21 protein-coding genes are annotated in these 18,921 nt (G+C 73.5%); 9 read left to right on the top strand and 12 right to left on the bottom strand.

Annotated elements, in window-relative coordinates; all coding sequences use genetic code 11:
* From BLA60_RS42350 to rimP, 4 genes are all read right to left on the bottom strand, one after another.
* The coding region (locus tag BLA60_RS42350; RefSeq protein WP_342744776.1) for a translation initiation factor IF-2 N-terminal domain-containing protein at positions 1-642 on the bottom strand (642 nt) is incomplete at its 3' end.
* A gap of 83 nt (positions 643-725) precedes the next feature.
* On the bottom strand, positions 726-1,001 hold the full coding sequence (locus BLA60_RS24215) for a DUF448 domain-containing protein (RefSeq protein WP_245812123.1): 276 nt from the start codon (positions 999-1,001) through the stop codon (positions 726-728).
* Positions 1,002-1,131: 130 nt separating this feature from the next.
* Positions 1,132-2,190 carry a transcription termination factor NusA gene (gene nusA / locus BLA60_RS24210; RefSeq protein WP_075135240.1) on the bottom strand — a complete coding sequence of 353 codons (1,059 nt, stop codon included), beginning with the start codon at positions 2,188-2,190 and terminating at the stop codon, positions 1,132-1,134.
* Positions 2,187-2,729 (bottom strand): ribosome maturation factor RimP, encoded by a 543-nt coding sequence (gene rimP, locus BLA60_RS24205; protein ID WP_211288835.1) that lies wholly within the window; start codon positions 2,727-2,729, stop codon positions 2,187-2,189. The genes nusA and rimP overlap by 4 nt, the downstream gene beginning before the upstream one ends.
* Before the next feature lie 147 nt (positions 2,730-2,876).
* On the opposite strand from rimP, the gene BLA60_RS45680 reads away from it, so the two are divergent.
* Both BLA60_RS45680 and BLA60_RS45675 read left to right on the top strand, forming a co-directional pair.
* A complete protein-coding gene (locus BLA60_RS45680) occupies positions 2,877-3,359 on the top strand; it encodes a hypothetical protein (protein WP_245812122.1) in 483 nt (160 codons plus the stop codon).
* On the top strand, positions 3,356-3,820 hold the full coding sequence (locus BLA60_RS45675) for a ferritin-like domain-containing protein (RefSeq protein WP_245812121.1): 465 nt from the start codon (positions 3,356-3,358) through the stop codon (positions 3,818-3,820). Before BLA60_RS45680 ends, BLA60_RS45675 begins: the two co-directional genes overlap by 4 nt.
* Positions 3,821-3,824: 4 nt before the next feature.
* Here the strand turns inward: BLA60_RS45675 and BLA60_RS24195 are convergent, their stop codons facing one another.
* Both BLA60_RS24195 and BLA60_RS24190 read right to left on the bottom strand, forming a co-directional pair.
* On the bottom strand, positions 3,825-4,565 hold the full coding sequence (locus tag BLA60_RS24195; RefSeq protein WP_154814546.1) for a hypothetical protein: 741 nt from the start codon (positions 4,563-4,565) through the stop codon (positions 3,825-3,827).
* Positions 4,566-4,627: 62 nt separating this feature from the next.
* The gene (locus BLA60_RS24190) at positions 4,628-5,656 is read right to left on the bottom strand and encodes an aminotransferase class V-fold PLP-dependent enzyme (protein ID WP_075135239.1); all 1,029 of its coding nucleotides are present in this window, start codon (positions 5,654-5,656) and stop codon (positions 4,628-4,630) included.
* Between the two features lie 23 nt (positions 5,657-5,679).
* Here BLA60_RS24190 and BLA60_RS24185 point away from each other — a divergent pair, with 23 nt between their 5' ends.
* Positions 5,680-6,090, top strand: coding sequence for a YjbQ family protein (locus BLA60_RS24185; RefSeq protein ID WP_075135238.1), 411 nt, complete (start codon positions 5,680-5,682; stop codon positions 6,088-6,090).
* Here the strand turns inward: BLA60_RS24185 and BLA60_RS24180 are convergent.
* Positions 6,079-7,131, bottom strand: a complete 1,053-nt coding sequence (locus BLA60_RS24180) for a YhgE/Pip domain-containing protein (protein ID WP_075135237.1) — start codon at positions 7,129-7,131, stop codon at positions 6,079-6,081. The two genes, BLA60_RS24185 and BLA60_RS24180, sit on opposite strands and share 12 nt — an antisense overlap.
* A gap of 112 nt (positions 7,132-7,243) precedes the next feature.
* On the opposite strand from BLA60_RS24180, the gene BLA60_RS24175 reads away from it, so the two are divergent.
* Entirely contained in the window at positions 7,244-7,939 is a 696-nt protein-coding gene (locus BLA60_RS24175) for an HAD family hydrolase (protein WP_245812120.1), read from the top strand.
* Here BLA60_RS24175 and BLA60_RS24170 read toward each other — a convergent pair.
* Positions 7,865-9,061, bottom strand: coding sequence for an MFS transporter (locus BLA60_RS24170; protein ID WP_162293002.1), 1,197 nt, complete (start codon positions 9,059-9,061; stop codon positions 7,865-7,867). The genes BLA60_RS24175 and BLA60_RS24170 overlap by 75 nt on opposite strands.
* Before the next feature lie 79 nt (positions 9,062-9,140).
* Between BLA60_RS24170 and BLA60_RS24165 the strand changes: the two genes are divergently transcribed.
* Positions 9,141-9,719: a TetR/AcrR family transcriptional regulator gene (locus BLA60_RS24165; RefSeq protein ID WP_075135284.1), complete on the top strand. Its 579-nt coding sequence runs from the start codon at positions 9,141-9,143 to the stop codon at positions 9,717-9,719.
* On the opposite strand, the gene BLA60_RS24160 is transcribed toward BLA60_RS24165, so the two are convergent.
* Together BLA60_RS24160 and mtnA are read right to left on the bottom strand one after the other, a co-directional pair.
* Positions 9,716-11,464 carry a proline--tRNA ligase gene (locus BLA60_RS24160; protein ID WP_075135235.1) on the bottom strand — a complete coding sequence of 583 codons (1,749 nt, stop codon included), beginning with the start codon at positions 11,462-11,464 and terminating at the stop codon, positions 9,716-9,718. The two genes, BLA60_RS24165 and BLA60_RS24160, sit on opposite strands and share 4 nt — an antisense overlap.
* A 66-nt stretch (positions 11,465-11,530) precedes the next feature.
* Positions 11,531-12,514: an S-methyl-5-thioribose-1-phosphate isomerase gene (gene mtnA / locus BLA60_RS24155; RefSeq protein ID WP_075135234.1), complete on the bottom strand. Its 984-nt coding sequence runs from the start codon at positions 12,512-12,514 to the stop codon at positions 11,531-11,533.
* A 39-nt stretch (positions 12,515-12,553) separates the two neighbouring features.
* Between mtnA and BLA60_RS24150 the strand changes: the two genes are divergently transcribed.
* The 3 genes from BLA60_RS24150 to BLA60_RS24140 all read left to right on the top strand — a co-directional run bounded on the left by BLA60_RS24150 (position 12,554) and on the right by BLA60_RS24140 (position 16,244).
* On the top strand, positions 12,554-12,904 hold the full coding sequence (locus BLA60_RS24150) for a VOC family protein (RefSeq protein WP_075135233.1): 351 nt from the start codon (positions 12,554-12,556) through the stop codon (positions 12,902-12,904).
* Between the two features lie 222 nt (positions 12,905-13,126).
* Positions 13,127-14,140: a serine protein kinase RIO gene (locus BLA60_RS24145; protein ID WP_084735217.1), complete on the top strand. Its 1,014-nt coding sequence runs from the start codon at positions 13,127-13,129 to the stop codon at positions 14,138-14,140.
* A gap of 802 nt (positions 14,141-14,942) precedes the next feature.
* Positions 14,943-16,244 carry a DEAD/DEAH box helicase gene (locus tag BLA60_RS24140; RefSeq protein ID WP_075135282.1) on the top strand — a complete coding sequence of 434 codons (1,302 nt, stop codon included), beginning with the start codon at positions 14,943-14,945 and terminating at the stop codon, positions 16,242-16,244.
* Between the two features lie 57 nt (positions 16,245-16,301).
* Here the strand turns inward: BLA60_RS24140 and cobA are convergent, their stop codons facing one another.
* Positions 16,302-17,534 carry a uroporphyrinogen-III C-methyltransferase gene (gene cobA / locus BLA60_RS24135; protein WP_245812119.1) on the bottom strand — a complete coding sequence of 411 codons (1,233 nt, stop codon included), beginning with the start codon at positions 17,532-17,534 and terminating at the stop codon, positions 16,302-16,304.
* 39 nt (positions 17,535-17,573) lie between these two features.
* On the opposite strand from cobA, the gene BLA60_RS24130 reads away from it, so the two are divergent.
* On the top strand, positions 17,574-18,125 hold the full coding sequence (locus tag BLA60_RS24130) for a thioredoxin family protein (RefSeq protein ID WP_075135232.1): 552 nt from the start codon (positions 17,574-17,576) through the stop codon (positions 18,123-18,125).
* A 56-nt stretch (positions 18,126-18,181) separates the two neighbouring features.
* Here the strand turns inward: BLA60_RS24130 and BLA60_RS24125 are convergent, their stop codons facing one another.
* A complete protein-coding gene (locus BLA60_RS24125; RefSeq protein WP_245812118.1) occupies positions 18,182-18,919 on the bottom strand; it encodes a S1 family peptidase in 738 nt (245 codons plus the stop codon).
* Positions 18,920-18,921 lie beyond the last annotated feature (2 nt).

The raw sequence follows: 18,921 nt of genomic DNA, 5'->3' as shown, positions 1-18,921 counted from the left end.
GGGGCGGGGGGCCTGCGGGCGCGGCGGGGGCGTGCCGGCGCCGACACCGAACGGGTTGTTGCCGACCCTCGGCGCACGCGGGCCCGGCTTGGGCGACTGCGGGCGCGGCGGGACGACCTGACCCGGCTGCTGGCCACCGCCCTGCGCGGGCGGCTGCTGCGGCTGGGCCGGTTGCTGCTGCTGGGGCTGCTGCTGCTGTTGCGGCTGGGCCGGTGCCGGGGTCGCCGGACCAGGCGAGACCGCCGGGCTCGGGGCCTCGGTCTCGGCCTTGGCCGCCGCGGGCTGCGGCGCGGCCGGGCCGGGAACCGGGCGCGCGGGACCAGGCCGGACACCCGGCTTGGGCGCGCCGGGCATCGCGGGCCTCGGCTGCTGTTGCTGCTGCTGGTGGGCCGGCTGGGCCGGCTGCTGGGCGGGGGCGGCGGGACGCTGGTCGCCACCCGGCCTGGGGCCGGGGGTACCGGCGGGCCGCGGCCGGGGGCCGCCCTTCTTGCCACCGTCCGACTTGGGGTACGCGTCGCGCAGCCGACGCGCGACCGGCGCCTCGACCGTGGAGGACGCCGACTTCACGAACTCACCAAGGTCCTTCAGCTTGGCGAGTACTTCCTTGCTGGTTACTCCGAGCTCCTTCGCGAGCTCATGCACTCGGGCCTTGCCTGCCACTGCTCTCCTCGTCCGAGTGAGGCCGGCGGCATGGTCCCGCTCGACCTCGTCCTATCCTCTGGCGTTCATGGCTTCAGCTTCACGGCTGACTCATGACGGGTCGACCTGCTTTCGTTGTCCAGCCCGGTCCGGGAAGATCCCAGTCCGGTCACGCGGTGATCCAGCTGCTCCAGTCCCCGCCGGAGCGTCCCGGTGTCGAGCGGGCCAGGCACACGCAACGCTCTCGCGAACGCACGCCGCCGCTCGGCCTTGTCCAGGCAGCTCGCGTCGGGATGGATCCACGCCCCCCGCCCCCCGGCACGACGCCGGAGGTCGAGAGCCACGGTCCCGTCGACGAACACGACCCGGAGCAACTCACCAGCCGCCGCCCTGGCCCGGCAACCGACGCAGGTACGTACCGGGCGCGAGGCCTCGGGACGTACGGACGCCGGTCCAGAACGGTGAACCACTGGTGAGTCTATCCCGTCGTGCCTACTCGACCGAACCCGCAGTCGAAGATCCGGTCGGTGTCACATCCGAAGCGTCCCCCGTGGGGAGGTCGACGGCCGGTGTCGGCGCCGCCGCGTCGCTGCGGATGTCGATCCGCCACCCGGTCAACCGGGCGGCGAGCCGGGCGTTCTGTCCCTCCTTGCCGATCGCCAGCGACAGCTGGAAATCGGGCACGACGACCCGCGCCGTCTTGGCGCGCTCGTCCACGACCCGCACCGACACGACCTTCGCCGGCGAGAGCGCGTTGCCGACGAACGTCGCCGGGTCGTCGGAGTGGTCGATGATGTCGATCTTCTCCCCGAGCAGCTCACTCATCACGTTGCGCACCCGTGACCCGTTCGGTCCGATGCAGGCGCCCTTCGCGTTGACTCCAGGCACCGTCGAGCGGACCGCGATCTTCGAGCGGTGGCCGGCCTCGCGGGCGACCGCCGGGATCTCGACCGTGCCGTCGGCGATCTCCGGGACCTCCAGCGCGAACAGCCGCCGCACCAGGTTGGGGTGCGTACGGCTCAACGTGATCTGCGGCCCGCGTGTTCCCCGGCTCACGCCGAGCACGTAGCACTTGATCCGCACGCCGTGCTCGTAGCGCTCGCCGGGCACCTGCTCGACCGAGGGCAGCACGCCCTCGGTGTCGCCGACCTGCACCACGACCATGCCCCGGGAGTTGGCCCGCGCGTCGCGCTGCACCACCCCGGAGACGATCTCGCCCTCCTTGGCGGAGAACTCGCCGAAGGTCTTCTCGTTCTCCGCGTCCCGCAGGCGCTGCAGGATGACCTGGCGCGCGGTGGTGGCGGCGATGCGGCCGAAGCCCTCCGGGGTGTCGTCCCACTCCTCGGTGGTCTCGCCGTCGGCGCCGAGCTCGTAGGCGATCACCCGCACCAGGCCGGTCCTCCGGTCGATGTCGATCCTGGCGTGCGCCTGGTGGCCCTCGGTGTGCTTGTAGGCGGTGAGCAGTGCTGTCTCGATCGCCTCGATCACCGTGTCGAAGGGGATGTCCTTGTCTCGCTCGATCGCGCGCAGCGCCGCGATATCGACGTTCATCGCGACCCCTCCTCTTGTTCCAACGTGGCAATCTCGGCGGCCGGCGGCTCGCGGAACTCGATCTCGATCACCGCGTGATCGATGTCGGCGAAGCTGACGTACCTGATGTCGCCGTCGACCAACAGGCGCACGCCGTGGTCGTCAGCATCCCCCACCCGCGCGGTGAAGGCATCCTCACCCGTCCGCACGGCGACCTTGCGCAGGCGCGCCCTGCGCCAGTGCCGCGGCCGGGTCAACGGCCTGTCCAGCCCGGGCGAGGTGACCTCCAGGGTGTAGGAGCCGCCGAGCACGCCGCCCGCGGTGCCCTCGCCCTCCAGCGCGTCCAGGGCGGTGGACACCGCCCGGCTGACCTCGGCGACCTGGTCGAGCCCGATGCCGGACTCGGCGTCGGTGTCGACGACGACCTTGACCAGCTGCCGCCGGCCCGCCTGCTGGATCTGGAGATGTTCGAGGTCGTAGCCGGCTCGCGCGACGGCGTCGGCGACCACCGGCTCCAGCGTCTCGCCGGCCTCGGAGGTCCGTTGTCGCTGACCGGGCACGTGCCACTCCCCTGTGTTGTCGTCCTGGCGGTGCACTCACCGACCGTGGTTGCCAAGCGTATCTCGTCATGGTCCACGACTCGGTTCCGTGCGGGCCCGGTGCGTCCGACCGGGTGTCGAAGCCGCCTGGCAGTATGACCGGCTGTGATGAACGTTGCGCGTCGTGACGTGCTGCGGGGGCTCGCGCTGCTGCCGGTGGCCGGCGGCCTCGCCGTGGGCACGGTCGCGTGTACCGAGGAACCGGAGCCGCCGCCCCCACCGGATCCCCTGGCCGACCTGGCCGCGTCGGCGCGGGCCGACGCCGACGCCGCGACCGCGATCGTCTCGGCGGTGCCGGCGCTGGCGGCGGTGGCCGGCGAGGTGGCCGCCGCCCGTGACGAGCACGCGACCGCCCTGCGGGCCGAGGTCGACCGGGAGCGCCCGCCGGTCTCGTCGAGCACACCGCCCTCCTCGGCGCCGCCGGCCGATCCGCCGGCCGACGAGGCCGCCGCCCGCGAGCTGCTGGCCGGGTCGCTGGACGCGGCACACCAGCAGGCCGCCGACCTGGTGGCCGGGCTGCCGGCCTACCGGGCCGGGCTGGTCGGTTCGGTCGCCGCCGGATGCGCGAGCCTGCGGGTGGTGCTCGGATGAGGCAGCCGTCCTCGTCGGCGCCGCCGCCGGCCGAGTCCCTGGACGCCGTGCAGGCCGCGTTGGGCGCCGAGCACGCGGCGATCTGGGTGTACGGACTGGTCAGCGCGTTCCTGCCGGAGCAGTTCGAGGCGCCGGTCGGGGAGGGGACCACGGCCCACCGGGCCCGCCGGGACACCACCGAGCGGCTGCTGGCCGACGCCGGGCAGACGCCCCGGCCGCCGGAGCCCGCCTACGTCGCACCCCAGCCGGTGACCGACCAGGCCTCGGCGCTGGCCGTGCTGGTGGTCGCCGAGTCCGACACGGCCGTCGCCTGGCGGGCCGTGCTGGAGCGCACCGACGACAAGGCGCTGCGGACCTCGGCGCTGGAGGCGCTGACCGGGGCGGCGGTCCGGGCCACGCGGTGGCGCCGGGCGGCCGGCGAGACACCGGCCGCGCGCGCCTTCCCCGGGCAGCCCGCCTAGCGGTTCAGCTCACGGCGTCGAGCATCTCGGCCGACAGGCGGATGGCGTCGCCGCAGACCTTGTCGAGCTCCTCGCCCGAGCCGCCGTCGCTGGCCTCCGGGTCGTAGTCGGCCTCGACGATGACCACCTCGCGGCCGTCCTGGGAGGAGTCGTAGCCGCCGCCGGCACTGAGCGTCTTGAGGCCGGCGATGGTCACCTCACCCTCGCGGACCAGGTCGTTGACGTTGCCGGTGTTGTCCGTGTCGGTCAGCTCGCGCAGGTCGGTGGCCTGTGCCTCGTCGGGCATCTCGACCACCGACACCGAGGTGTAGATCGTCCGGAAGCCGCCGTACTCGTCCTCGATCTCGGCCTGGTAGATCGCCCGGACGAGCTGGGTGCACGGGTTCTCGGTGAGGAAGTCCTTGATCTTGCCGTAGGAGTGCTTGGTGCAGTCCTTGTCGACGATCGGCTTGTCGATCTCCAGCATCTCGAAGTCGAACTCGCCGGACGTGGTGACCACGGTCGACGGCGGCTGGTCGCCGTAGCCGGTGGCGGGGTCCTGGGGGGACTCGTTGTTCAGGAACCAGTACACGAACCCGGAGACCACCGCGATGGCCACCAGACCGATGATCCGCACCGGCCAGTTCAGCCCGGTACCGCCACCCGGCGGTGGGCCGTCCTGGAACTGGATCGGCGGCGGCCGGTCCGGTCGCTGCGGTTGGTTCTCGGGCCACGGTGCTTGCCCTGGGCGATAGGGAGCCGACACGGGCGCCACCGTAACCGGACAAACCATGGGTTAACCAGGGTGAGGTGCCGGGACGCCCGTCATCAGGTCGTGCTATCGACCACCAGATCGACATCGGCGAGGGTGTTGTACATGTGGAAGGCCAACCGGGTCCGACCTGCCCGAACACTGCCCACGACCCCCGCTTCGGCCAGCCGTCCGGCCTGCTCGGCGGTGAGGTCGACAGCGATGATGGCCGACCCTCTCGGGCGTTCGCCTCTGGCGAGCAGCACGGCGTCGGCCAGCCCGACGCAGTGGTCGCGGACGGCGGCGAGGTCCAGGCCGGCGATCCAGGGCAGGGTGGCGGCCGAGCCGAGCTGGGCGAACCACACCGGGGACAGGTCCAGCCGGCGGGCGTCGCGGGCCAGCCGCAGCGGCAGGCCGTAGATGCCCTGCCACGGGTCGGGCGCGGCGAACCAGTTGGCCGCGACCGGCACCGTCCGGTCGAGCGCGGCCGGGGTGGCGGCCAGCCAGGCGGTGCCGCGCGGAGCCATCAGCCACTTGTAGCCGGTCCCGACGACCCAGTCGGCCCAGGGCAGGTCCAGCGGCAGCCACCCGGCGGCCTGGGTGACGTCGAGCAGCACCAGCACCTCGGTGGACGCGGCCCGCAGCGCCGAGCGCAGCGCGTCGAGGTCGATGACCGTGCCGTCGGCGGACTGCACCACGCTGACGGCGACCAGGTCGTGGTCGGCGACCCGGCCGGCCAGCTCGTCGGGCGTCACCTCGGTGACCGTCATGCCGTGCGCGGCGAACGGGAAGGTCACGCTGGTGAACTCGTTGCCCACGGTCAGCACCCTGGTCGACCGGGGCAGGCTGGCCGCGACCAGGCCGACCAGTTGGGACACCCCGGAGCCGGTGGCGACCTGTTCGGCCGGCACGCCGACCAGCGAGGCCCACGCCTGGCGGGCGGTGGCGACGTAGGGGTCGTAGTGCGGCGGGCGGGTCAGCCCGCCTCGCCACCGCCGGACCTCCTCGTCGAGGATGTCGGCCGCGAACGCCGGGGGCACGCCGATACTGGCGGTGTTGAGGTACCCGTCCGGCACGTCGAACTGCTGTCCGTAAGCCACGCGCATGCCCTACTAATACCGTGTCGGGCATGCACACCACGGAGATCGAGGTCCGGACCGGCGGGCGTGAGGTGGTCCACGACCTCACCGGCGACGCGCGGGAGTTCCTGGCCGGGGCCGGCGCGGCCGACGGGCTGCTGCACGTGTGGGTGCCGCACGCCACCGCCGGCCTCGCGGTCCTGGAGACCGGGGCCGGCAGCGACGAGGACCTGCTGCGCCAGCTGCGGGAACTGCTGCCGGGCGACGACCGGTGGCGCCACCGGCACGGCTCCCCCGGCCACGGCCGCGACCACGTGCTGCCGGCGCTGGTCCCGCCCTACGCGACGGTCCCGGTGCTCGGCGGCGAGCTGGCCCTGGGCACCTGGCAGTCGATCTGCCTGGTGGACACCAACGTCGACAACCCGGTGCGGCGGGTGCGGTTCAGCTTCCTAGCCGGCTAGCGCCGGTTCGCGGGCCGGCTCGGGTTCGGGCGCCTGGTCGGCGTTGGCCCGGCCGGGCCAGAGCATCACGACCAGGCCGACGGCGGCCATCCCGCCGAGCACCAGCAGCGCGGTGCGCACGTCCGGGGCGTCGGGGGTGCCCAGCAGCAGGCTGCGCAGGCCCTCGGTGGAGAACCGGAAGGGCGTCCACGACCAGAGCAGCGTGCGGTAGGTCGGGTCGAGCATCTCCGGCACCTGGCCGGCGACGGCCGGGGCGATCAGGTAGAGCGGCCCGAGGATCGCGGCGGCGCGCAGCCGCAGCAGGCGCAGCAGCGCGCCCTGGACCGAGGCGAACGCGAGGGTGGTGAGCGCGAGGAAGCCGAGGACCTCGCCGCTGATGACCAGCTCGGAGTCCCACAGCCGCAGGAAGCCGACCAGGACGGCGGTGGTCAGCACGGTGGTCGAGACGAGCAGGGTGGCGCGGGCCAGCGGACCGACCATCATCCGCTGGCGCACGACCAGCAGGCCGAAGGCGATCGCCGAGACCAGGCCGCCGATCCAGAGCAGGGCGCTGGCGGCCAGCGGCGCGGTGCGCGCGGCCGTGCTCGACGGGTGCAGCGTCTCGACCTGGGGCGGGCTGACCGCGACGCCCTGTTGGCCGAGCGCGCCGGCCAGGCCCTGGGCGGCGCCGGTGAGGACCTGCTGGGCGATCTGGGTGCCCTGCGGGTTGATCGCGCCGCTGACCACGACCGTGGGGGTGAGGCCCTGGGGGCCGGCGCTGAGTTCGAGGACGCCGTAGACCTCCTTGTCCGACAGCAGTTCGCGGGCGGTGGCGGCGTCGGTGACCCGCCATTCGACGGCGTCGCCGCCCTGGCCGGCGAGCTGTTGCGCGGCGGCGCGCAGTTGCGGGGGCGCGGTGCCGGTGGTGGCGACGGCGACCGGGACGTGGTCGGGCGCGGCGGTGGCCTGGGCGCCGAAGGTCAGGAAGCCGAGCACGGTGGCGACCACCGCCCCGACCAGGCCGAGCAGCACGGCGACGAGCACGGGCCGGCGGACGTTCATCGGGTGGTTCCCCCTCCACTGAGTTCATCAATCGTTGAATTCAGCCCCAAGGTACGCCCGGCCGCGCGACGAAGTCAACCGGTGTTGAAATCCAACGTGTCACGATGGCGAGGTGGACAACCTCGTGCTCTGGGACATCGACCACACGCTCGTCGACTACAGCGGCCTCGGCCGCGAGTGGTACGCGCGGGCACTGGTCAACGCCGTCGGCAAGCAGCTCAACCACCTGCCGTTCTTCCCCGGCCGCACCGAACGGTCACTGGTGCGCGAGATCCTCACCGCCCACGACGAACCCGACGACGACGAGCGCATCGAACGCCTCTACGCCGAACTGGAGGCCATCGCCCTGGCCTCCCGCGAGGCCCTGCCCACCCTCGGCCGGGCACTGGTCGGCGCGCCGGAGATCCTCGGTGCGCTCGGCGGACGCGAGGACGTCGTGCAGTCCCTGGTCACCGGCAACCTGCCGTCGCTGGCGTCCTGGAAACTGGCCGCCTTCGACCTGCACCACCACGTCGACCTGGAGATCGGCGGCTACGGCTCGCTGTCCGAACACCGCCACGACCTGGTCGAGGTGGCGATGGCCCAGGCCGGCGCCAAACACGGCCGGACCTTCGCCCCCGGCTCGGTGATCGTCATCGGCGACACCCCCGCCGACGTCGCCGCCGGACGCCACCACGGCACGGTCACCGTCGGCGTGGCCACCGGCAAGTTCACCGTGGACGACCTGGCGGCCTCAGGCGCCGACGTGGTCCTGCCGGACCTCGGCGACACCCCGGCCGTGCTCACCGCGCTGCTGCGCGAGAACTGACCGGACGACGAGCCCGGCCAGCAGGTAGAGCCCGGCGAGGATCGCCACCGCCCCGGCGAACCCGCCGGGCAGGGCGGTCGTGGTCGACCCGAGGCTCGCGCCGAGGAACAGGACGAAGCCGTTGACCGCCATCCCGACGCCCCGCGCCGGCCGGGCGGCCTCGCCCCAGAGCGTGATCATCGTGGGCACCAGGACCGCCACCCCGGCGACGAACACCGTGACGGCGACCGCGATCACGGCGACGCTCGCCGCGGACACGGACACGGCCCCCAGCCCCGCCGCCGCGACCAGGAAGCCGAGCAGCGCGGCCCTGGCCAGGCCCAGGCGGGCCGCGAGCGGCCCGGCGACCAGCGCGCAGACCATCGCCGGCAGGCCGAGCGCCCGCACGAGCGTGACCTCGGCGGTGGTCAGACCGTGCGCGGCCAGGTGCGGCCCGAGCCGGGTGTACAGGCCCACGAAACCGCCCAGCACCACCAGGTGACCGGCGGCCAGCGGCAGTGAGCGGCCCCGCACGATGAAGCGGACGAGGTCGGCGTAGCGGGTGACCAGCGGGCGCCGGGCCCGCTCGACGGCGGGTTCGGCCACGACGCGGGCCAGCGCGACGGTCAGCGCGGCCAGCAGGATGCCGCCGCCGACGAAGACCCACCGCCAGCCGGCGCCGGCCGCGACGGCCGTGGCGACGACCTGGCCGATGATCCCGGCGGTCAGGAAGGCGACCGACATCGCGCCGATCGCGCCTGCCCGCCGCCGGGGCGGCAACGCCTCGCCGAGGTAGGCCAGTGCCGTCGGCGCGAACGTCGCGGCGGCCGCGCCCTGCACCGCGCGCAGCATTCCCAGCGCCGGTACCGACGTCGCGAGGCCGACGGCCACTGTCGACACGGTCAGCGCGGCCAGACCGGCGAGGAGCACCCGTCGCCGGCCGAGGTGGTCCGACAGCGGCCCGTGGACCAGGAAACCGACCGCGTAACACAGCGAGTAACCCGCCGCGAGGGCCAGCGTGACGCCCCGGTCGCCCAGATCATCGGCCACCGGGCCGTGCAGCGGGATCGAGAGGTAGAGCTGGACCAGCACCACCAGCGCGGTGGCGACGAGCAGGGGCACCACGGCCCGCGTTGTGACCACGGAAAACCTCATCTCCAACGTAAACGTTGGAGATGAGGCTACAGGTACTACAACGCAACCGTTGGATATGCTCACCACCATGGCCTGGGACACCGAGCAGACCAAGCGCAAGCTCAAGGACGCGGCCGTCGCCGAGTTCGCCGCCCACGGCCCCGGCGGCACGACGATGGAACGCGTCGCGCGCCGGGCCGGGGTCAACAAGGAACGGCTCTACAACTACTTCGGCGACAAGAACAGCCTGTTCGCCACGGTCCTGGCCGACGAGCTCAACAAGGTCGCGGCGGCGGTCCCCCTCGACCACCTCGACGGGCCGGACGCCGTGGCCGACTACGCGGGCGCGGTCCACGACTACCACGCCGCGCACCCCGAACTGACCCGGCTACTGCTCTGGGAAGGCCTCGCCGGCCTGCCGCGCGTGCCGGACGAGACGACCAGAACCCGGTACTACCAGGCCAAGGTCGACACGTTCGCCCGCGCCCAGCGCGCCGGCCTGATCAGTGACACCCTGCCGCCCGCCGACCTCGCGTTCCTCGTCCTGGCGCTCGCCGGCTGGTGGTACGCCGTCCCGCAGATGGCCCGCATGACACACGCCGACGCCCCCGGGGACCCCAGGGCCGCACTCCGGCACGCCGCGCGGCGCCTGGCGCAGCCCGGCTAGCCGCGCACCAGACCGGTCAGGTGCGCGACGGCCTCGTCCACCGCGACCTCGACCCGCTCCCCGCTCGCCCGGTCCTTGACCTCCACCACGCCCTTGGCCAGCCCCCGGCCGACCACGACGATCGTCGGCACGCCGATCAGCTCGGCGTCGGCGAACTTCACGCCGGGGGTGGCGGTGCGGTCGTCCAGCATCACCGACAGCCCGGCCGCGTCCAACTGCCCGGCGAGCCGCTCGGCGCCCTCGCGGATCGACTCGTCCTTGCCGGCGATCACCAGGTGCACGTCCGCCGGCGCCACCGCGCGCGGCCACACCAGGCCGTGCTCGTCGTGGGACTGCTCGGCGATCGCGGCCACCAGCCGGGACACGCCGATGCCGTAGGAGCCCATGGTGATCCGGATCGGCTTGCCGTCCACGCCCAGCGCGTCCAGACCGAACGCGTCGGCGAACTTGCGGCCCAGCTGGAAGATGTGCCCGATCTCGATACCGCGCGCGGCCACCAGCGTGCCGTGGCCGTCGGGCGACGGGTCGCCCTCGCGCACGTCGGCAACGTCGATCGTGCCGTCGGGGGTGAAGTCGCGCCCACACACCAGGTCCACCACGTGGTGGTCGACCTTGTCCGCGCCGGTGACCCACGCCGTCCCGGTGACGACGCGCGGGTCGACCAGGTAGCGAACCCCGTTGTCCTGCAACGCCTTCGGCCCGATGTAGCCCTTCACCAGGAACGGGTTGGCGGTGAAGTCGGCCTCCTCCAGCAGCGCGACCTCGGCCGGGTACACCGCCGCCTCGAGACGCTTGGCGTCGACCTCGCGGTCGCCCGGCACGGCCACCGCCAGCAGCTCCGCCTTGTCCGACCCGGGCGCCCGCACCTTCACCAGCACGTTCTTCAGCGTGTCGGCGGCGGTGAACGTCCGGTCCAGCCCCGCGGCGTTCAGGAAGTTCACCAGGGTCTCGATGGTCGGCGTGTCCGGCGTGTGGTGGACCTGCGCGGCGGGCTGGTCCTCGACCGGCCGGGCCGGCGGCGCGGGTGTCACCACGGCCTCGACGTTGGCCGCGTAGTCGGACTCGGTGCTGCGGACGAAGGTGTCCTCACCGGTCGGCGCGTCGGCCAGGAACTCCTCGGACGCCGAGCCGCCCATCGCCCCGGACATCGCCGAGACGATCACGTACGACAGGCCGAGGCGGTCGAAGATCCGGATATAGGTGTCGCGGTGGCGCTGGTAGGACTCGGCGAGCCCCTCGTCGGACAGGTCGAACGAGTAGGAGTCCTTCATCAGGAACTCGCGCCCGCGCAGGATGCCCGCGCGCGGCCGCGCCTCGTCGCGGTACTTGGTCTGCACCTGGTAGAGCACCACCGGGAAGTCCCGGTAGGAGTTGTACTCGCCCTTCACCGTGAGCGTGAACAGCTCCTCGTGCGTCGGGCCGAGCAGGTAGTCCGCGCCCCGGCGGTCCTTGAGCCGGAACAGGCTCTCGCCGTACTCGGTCCAGCGGTTGGTGGCCTCGTAGGGCTCGCGAGGCAGCAGCGCGGGGAACTGGATCTCCTGGCCGCCCATGGCGTCCATCTCCTCGCGCACGATCTGCTCGATCCTGCGCAGCACCCGCAGCCCCAACGGCAACCAGGAGTAGCCGCCCGGCGCGACGCGGCGGACGTACCCGGCGCGCACCAGCAGCTTGTGGCTCGGCACCTCGGCGTCCGCCGGATCGTCACGCAGAGTGCGCAGGAACAGCGACGACATCCTGGTGATCACGGCAGTACTCCTTGTCGGCGAAACTGCCGGAAGCGTAGTGAACGGCGTCCGAGCGGCTCCACCCGGTTACGCGGGGCGCTCACCCCGTGCCGGCCTGATCAACCGGTCCTCGGTGACGATCGCCGACACCAGGTCCGCCGGCGTCACGTCGAAGGCGAGGTTCAGCGCCTGGGTGCCGCTGGGCGCGGTCCGGGTGCCGCAGAAGTTCAGCAGCTCCGACCCGTCCCGCACCTCGATCTCCACCAGGTCGCCCGACGGGATGGCGGCGTCGATCGTCGACTCCGGCGCGGCCACCAGGAACGGCACCCCGGCCCGCGCCGCGGCCAGCGCCAGCGGGTACGTGCCGATCTTGTTGACCACGTCGCCGTTGGCCACGATCCGGTCCGCCCCGACGACCACCGCGTCGGCCAGCCCCCTGGCCAGCACCGACGGGCCGGCCGAGTCGGCGACGACGGTGTGCTGGACGCCGAGGTGGGCCAGCTCCCAGGCGGTCAGCCGCACGCCCTGCAGCAGCGGCCGGGTCTCGTCGACGTACACGTGGCGTAGCCGGCCACGGTCGTGCAGCGACCGCACCACCCCCAGCGCGGTCCCCCACTCGACGCACGCCAGGCTGCCGGCGTTGCAGTGGGTCTGCACCGAGACCGGGCCGTCGACCTGCTCCCCGAGCCAGTCGGCGCCCCGACGGCCCAGCGCCCGGTTGCGGTCGACGTCCTCGGCCAGCACGGTCAGCGCCTCGGCGAGCACCGCGTCCGGGCCGTCGTCCACGCGGGCCAGCGCCCGGTCCACACCCCAGGCCAGGTTCACGGCGGTCGGCCTGGCCGAGCGCAGCGCGGCGAGATCCTGGTCACGTCGGGCCGGGTCGGCCCGCACGGCCAGCGCCGCCCCGAGCGCGCCGGCCGCCCCCAGGGCCGGCGCGCCCCGGATGGCCAGCCGCTGGATGGCGATGACCAGCTCCTCCACCGAGCCGATGACGATCTCCACCAGACCGCCGGGCAGCCGGGTCTGGTCGATCGCGACGATGTGGCCGTCCCGCCAGTCGAGGGAGCGCATGCCTCCATTCTGTCGGTGTTCGGTCCTACCGTCGCCTCCATGAACCTCAACCTGGGCGGAGTCACCATCGACTGCGCCGATCCACGCACCCTCGCCGGCTTCTGGACCAGGGCACTGGGCCTGGAGGTCGCCTTCGACGCCGAGGGCGAGTACATCCAGCTGGGTGGCGGTGACGGCCGGCCGATGGTGGCCCTGCAGCGGGTGGCCGAGTCCAAGACCGTCAAGAACCGCGTCCACCTCGACCTGGCCACCGACGACCGGGAGGGCGAGGTCGCCCGGCTGGTCGGGCTGGGCGCCTCCCGGGGCGCCGACCACGCGGTGCCGGGGCTGGAGTGGACCGTGCTCACCGACCCGGAGGGCAACGAGTTCTGCGTCGGTTCGCCGCACTGACGTTAATTCGGTTGCGCCGGGGACTGTCCTCGGGCAACCTGCGTACAACAGATCCGCGCGCCGGTGGTTGGCCGGCGGACACGTCAGGGAGGTGCCCCAGTGATGAAGACGGTCGCCTGGACGGGGCTCGCCCTCGTCCGCCCGCCCCGCTGAGAGTCGCCTGGTCTCGTTCGCCACGCGCCGGTGGGGCGCTCAACTCGCTTTCCTGAGGAGAACCCACCAGTGCGTTCGCACGACTTTTCCGATTCGTACTCCGATTCGTTCGACTCGCTCGACGAGGACCACTCCTTCGGTCGCCGCCGGGCGCGGCGACCGAAGAAGTCGGAGATCGCCCGGTCCCACGAGGCCGAGGACGTCTTCGACCCGCAGTCCCGCCGCTCCGGCCGGCTCACCGAACAGGAACGCGCCCGGCTCGCCGCCGTGCGGGAGAGCGCGTTCGCCGGCCCGCCGCTGCCCCCCGGTGCCGATCGCTGGAGCACCTGGGGCGACGGCGAGCAGGGACCGCACCCCCGGCCCGACTGGGTCGTGACCGAACTGGCCGCGGCCGACACCGAACTGGGTGTGCTCAAGACCGGCAAGGAGGCCGATGTCCACCTGATCCGCCGGGCGGTGCCCGACACCGACCGGGCCGCCGTGATGGCCGCCAAGCGCTACCGCAGCAACGAGCACCGGATGTTCCACCGGGACGCCGGTTACCTCGAGGGCCGGCGGATGCGCCGCAGCCGGGAGATGCGGGCCATCGAGAACCGCACCTCCTTCGGCCGGAACCTGATCGCCGAGCAGTGGACGGTCGCCGAGTTCGCGGCGCTGTCGCGACTGTGGTCGATCGGCGTGCCGGTGCCCTACCCCGTGCAGCGCAGCGGCACCGAGCTGCTGCTGGAGTTCATCGGCGACGCCGACGGCACCGCCGCTCCCCGCCTGGCCGAGACCCGGCCGGGGCCCGAGGAGCTCACGGAGCTGTGGCACCAGCTGCTGGCGGCGCTGGAGATCCTGGCCAGCGAGGGGATGACCCACGGTGACCTGTCGGCGTACAACCTGTTGGTGCACGACGGGCAGATCGTGCTGATCGACCTGCCGCAGATCGTCGACGTGGTCGCCAACCCGCGCGGGTCGGAGTTCCTGGCCCGCGACGTGGCGAACGTCATGGGCTGGTTCCGTTCGCGGGGTCTGCCGGAGGATCTGCTGGACGCCGACCACGTCACGGGCCGGTTGCTGGCCGCCGCCGGCCTCGACTGAGCGCCACCGGGCACGGGCCGCCGCGACCGATCAGGTAGCCTTGATCGAGCATCGCGAGCGGTCCGTGCCGCACCCCACCCGGCGACGAGGTCGGCTGGCAGGCGATGGACCTGATGATTCACTGATCGTTTCTACTGACGGTGCCACCTGGGCACCGGGCTCGTCCGCGCGAGATTGCAGCCTCGACCGAGGCCTCCCGAGACGTGCCGCACTCGGAGAGGAATCCGTGCCGAACAGCACCGTGCGCGCCAGCGCGCACAGCACCAAGCCGCGCAAGAACACCTCAGCGCGGGCCAACCGGTCCCACCACGACAACCCGCGCCGCCGTACCTGGTCGGACGAGCCGCGCCAGCAGGACGAGAACACCGGTCGCGGCAACCACCGCGGCCAGTACTCCGACTCCCGCCGTTCCCACGGCGACGACCAGCGCCGCTCCCACGGCGACCGCCGTCCCTCCGGTGACGACCGCCGCTCCTACGGCGACCGGCGTCCCTCCGGTGAGGGCCGCTCCTACGGCGGTGACCGTCGTTCGTTCAACGGCGACCGCCGCCCGGCCGGCGACGACCGCCGCTCGTTCGGTGACAACCGGCGCTCCCAGGACCGTTCGTTCGACGGGGACCGGCGGGCGTCCGGCGGTGACCGGCGCTCGTTCGGTCAGGACCGCAAGGACGGCCGCTCGTTCGGCGGCAACCGCCGCGAGGACGGCCAGCGTGCGCAGGGCAGCCGGCGGCCCCAGCGTGGCCAGGACCGTCCGCCCGCGACCGCCCGGCGTGAGCAGGACGGTCCCGCCTGGGACGGCGAGATCGTCGACACGCCGCAGCGCCGCCGCCAGTCGGTCGGCTTCGCCGAGCTGGGTCTGCCGACCCCGCTGCTGGAGGCGCTGTCCGCCGCCGGTATCGACGCACCGTTCCCGATCCAGTCGGCGACCCTGCCCGACGCGCTGGCCGGCCGGGACGTGCTGGGCCGCGCGCAGACGGGGTCGGGCAAGACGCTGGCGTTCGGGCTGGCGCTGCTGACCCGGCTCGCCCGGGGCAACAGCCGCCCGCAGCGGCCTCGCGGGCTGATCCTGGTGCCGACCCGTGAGCTGGCGATGCAGGTGGAGGACGCGCTGCGTCCGCTGGCCAGGTCGCTTGACCTGTGGTGCCGCACGGTCGTCGGCGGGATGTCGTTCTCCCGCCAGGTCGACCAGCTGCGCCGGGGCGTCGACCTGCTGATCGCCACCCCCGGCCGGCTGTCCGACCACGTGCGGCAGGGCACCCTGATTCTCGACGACGTGCGGTTCACCGCGCTGGACGAGGCCGACCAGATGGCCGACATGGGGTTCCTGCCCCAGGTCCGCGCCATCCTGGACCTGGTGCCCGACGACGGCCAGCGCATGCTGTTCTCGGCGACGCTCGACAAGGACGTCAGCCAGCTCGTCAACCGCTACCTGACCGACCCGGTGACCCACTCGGTCTCCCCGGCGACGGCGGCGGTGGACACGATGGACCACCACCTGCTGCTGGTGTCCCGTGAGGACAAGCAGGCGGTGGTGACCGAGATGGCGGCGCGTGACGGCCGCACGATCCTGTTCCTGCGCACCAAGCACCACGTCGACCGGCTGACCAAGCAGCTGCGTTCGGTCGGGGTGCGCGCCGGGGCGCTGCACGGCGGCAAGCCCCAGGGCGCCCGCAACCGCGTCCTGGGCGAGTTCCGCGACGGTTCGCTGCCCGTGCTGGTGGCGACCGACGTGGCCGCCCGGGGCATTCACGTGGACGGCATCAGCCTGGTGGTCCACGTGGACCCGCCGGCCGACGCCAAGGGCTACCTGCACCGCGCCGGCCGCACCGCCCGGGCCGGCGAGACGGGCACCGTCGTCACCCTGGTGACCCACCAGGAACGCCGCACCGTCTTCCGCATGACCGAGCAGGCCGGCGTCTCCCCCGAGCGCACCAAGGTCACCCCCGGCGACGCGGACCTGGTCCGCATCACCGGCGCCCGGATCCCCTCGGGCGACCCGGTGGTCGACCCGGAGCCGGTCCGCCGCCCGTCCCGGCCGGCGGGCCAGCGCGGCCGCTTCGGCAACCGCCCCGGCCGTCCCCGCCCCCGCCGCACCGACCGCTGACCACCCGACGGCGCGGGGTGCGGGAAACCGCACCCCGCGTCGTCGTCAGCGTGACCGTCAGGCCGGTGGCGACGAGGCGTGGCTGACCGACAGTGCCGCCACCGGGCCGACCACGATCACCGCCGGTGGGCGAATGCCCTGGGCCGCGACGTCGTCGGCCAGGGTGGACAACGTGGACCGGACGACGCGCTGGGCCCGGGTGGTGCCTTCCTGGACGATCGCCGCCGGCGTGTCCGGTGCGCGTCCGCCGGCCATCAGGACCTCGGCGAACGCGGGCGCGCGTTCCACGGCCATCATCAGCACCAGTGTTCCGCGCAGCGCCGCCAGGGCCGGCCAGTCCACAAGGGACTCCGGGTGGCCCGGCGGCAGGTGCCCGGAGACCACCACCACCTCGTGCGCCACCCCGCGGTGGGTCACCGGCACCCCGGCCACCGCCGGCACGGCGAACGCCGAGGTCACCCCGGGCACCACGGTCACCGGTACACCGGCCGCCGCGCACGCCAGGACCTCCTCGAAGCCCCGGCCGAACACGAACGGGTCACCGCCCTTGAGCCGGACGACGAACCGGCCGGCACGCGCGTGGTCGACCAGCAGCGCGTTGATCGCGTCCTGGGACGCCGCCCGCCCGTAGGGGATCTTCGCCGCGTCGACCACCTCGACGCCCGGCGGCAGCTCGTCGAGCAGCGACCCCGGCGCCAGCCGGTCGGCGATCACCACGTCGGCCACCGACAGCAGCTGCCGGCCGCGCACGGTGATCAGGTCCGGGTCGCCCGGCCCGCCGCCGACCAGCGCCACCCCGGTCGGGCGCGCGGCGGCCGGCACCGACGCCGACACCGCGCCGGTGCGCAGCGCCAGCAACAGCCCGTCCCGCACGGTCGCCGACCGGCGGTGCGCGCCGCCGGCCAGCACGCCGACCAGCAGGCCGTCGTGGTTGCCGGTCGCCGGGGTCACCGCGCTGCCGGCCGAGCCGGCGTCCGCGCGCACGCAGAACACCCGCCGGGCCTGCGCCTCGGCCGACACGGCCTCGTTCACCTCCGGCGCGGACGTGCAGCACAGCACGTACCAGGCGCCGTCGAGGTCGCCCTCGGCGTAGGGGCGCTGGTGCCAGACCAGCGCTCCGCCGTCGGCCAGGCCGACCACGGCGGGCGTGGCGTCCGGCGAGATCACCTCGACCGCCGCGCCCGACTCCACCAGTCGCGGCAGCCGGCGCGCGGCCACCGTCCCGCCGCCGACCACCACGACACGGCGGCCGGCCAGGTCGAGTCCGGCCAGGTAGTGCAGCTCCGTCATGGTCACCAGCATGCCCGGCCGGCCCGGTACGGTCGGCACATGGTCGCGTTGAACTCCAGCATGGTCCCGCTGGGCACCGAGGCACCGGCCTTCGCGCTGCCCGACCCGGAGGGGGTGACCTGGACCCTGGACCGGGTCGCCGGCCCGCGCGGCACGCTGGTCGCCTTCCTGTGCAACCACTGCCCGTTCGTGCGGCACATCGCCGTCCCGTTCGGCGCGGCCGCCGCCCGCTGGCGCCAGCAGGGCCTCGGCGTCGCCGGGATCAACCCCAACGACCCGCACGCCTACCCCGACGAGCTGCCCGCGCGGATGGCCGAGCGGGCCGCGGCCTGGCGCTGGACGTTCCCGTATCTCGCCGACCCCGAGCAGGTCGTGGCGCGCGCCTACGGCGCGGTGTGCACCCCGGACTTCTTCCTCTACGACGCCGGCCGCCGGCTGGTCTACCGGGGCCGGTTCGACGCCGCCCGCCCCGGCAACGGCGTCCCGGTCACCGGCGACGAGCTGGACGCGGCCGTCGCCTCGGTGGTCGCCGGGGAGCCGGTCGAGGTCGGTCAGCTGCCCAGCGTCGGCTGCTCGGTCAAGTGGGCCTAGGCAGCCGACAGGGCCGCCCCCGCGAACGGGAACGGCCCCGGCAGGACGCGGCGGTGTCAGCCGATCTGCTCCTGGATCAGGTCGTGGAAGGCCGCGACCCGGCCGTACACGCCGTAGTAGCCGGCCTCGGCGCAGCCCTGGCCCCACGACACGATGCCGATCAGCTTGCGGGTGCCGTCGGCGGCGACGCCCTCCAGCGGGCCACCGGAGTCACCCTGGCAGCTGTCCTTGCCGCCCTCGGGCAGCCCGGCGCAGACCATCGACTCGGCGACGAACGAGTCCGGGTAGGACTCACCGCAGGTGTCGTCGGCGGTCACCGGGATCGTGACCTTGCGCAGGGTGTCGGAGGGCGAGCCGGTGTCGGTCACGCCCCAGCCGAAGACCGTCGAGTCGGCGCCTTCCCGGTACAGGTCGGTGTCCTCCGGGGAGGCCAGCGCGATCGGCGTCTCGGTGAGGCTGGCGTCCAGGGTGAGCACCGAGGCGTCGTTGGTCAGCGCCGCGGAGTCCCACTCCGGGTGGATCCAGATGTCGGTCACGCCGGCGACCGTGCCCGCGTCGCCGGTGAGATCGGTGCGGCCGGCGACCACCTGGATCTCGGCCGGGTCCGTTCCCTCGGTGCAGTGCGCGGCCGTGAGCACCTTCGTCGGTGCGACGATCGTGCCGCCGCAGAACTGGAACCCGTCCGGCGTGGTCAGTGCGACCACGAACGGGTTTTCCTCGGTGGTGGTCTCCTCGCCACCGATGATCAACGGCTGCACGGTGTCCGGTACGTCGTCCGCGCTCGCGGTCGACATGG

Origin of the sequence: Actinophytocola xinjiangensis, from assembly GCF_001921215.1 — a bacterium.
GTDB lineage: Bacteria > Actinomycetota > Actinomycetes > Mycobacteriales > Pseudonocardiaceae > Actinophytocola > Actinophytocola xinjiangensis.
This window is presented reverse-complemented; position numbering and strand designations above follow the sequence as displayed.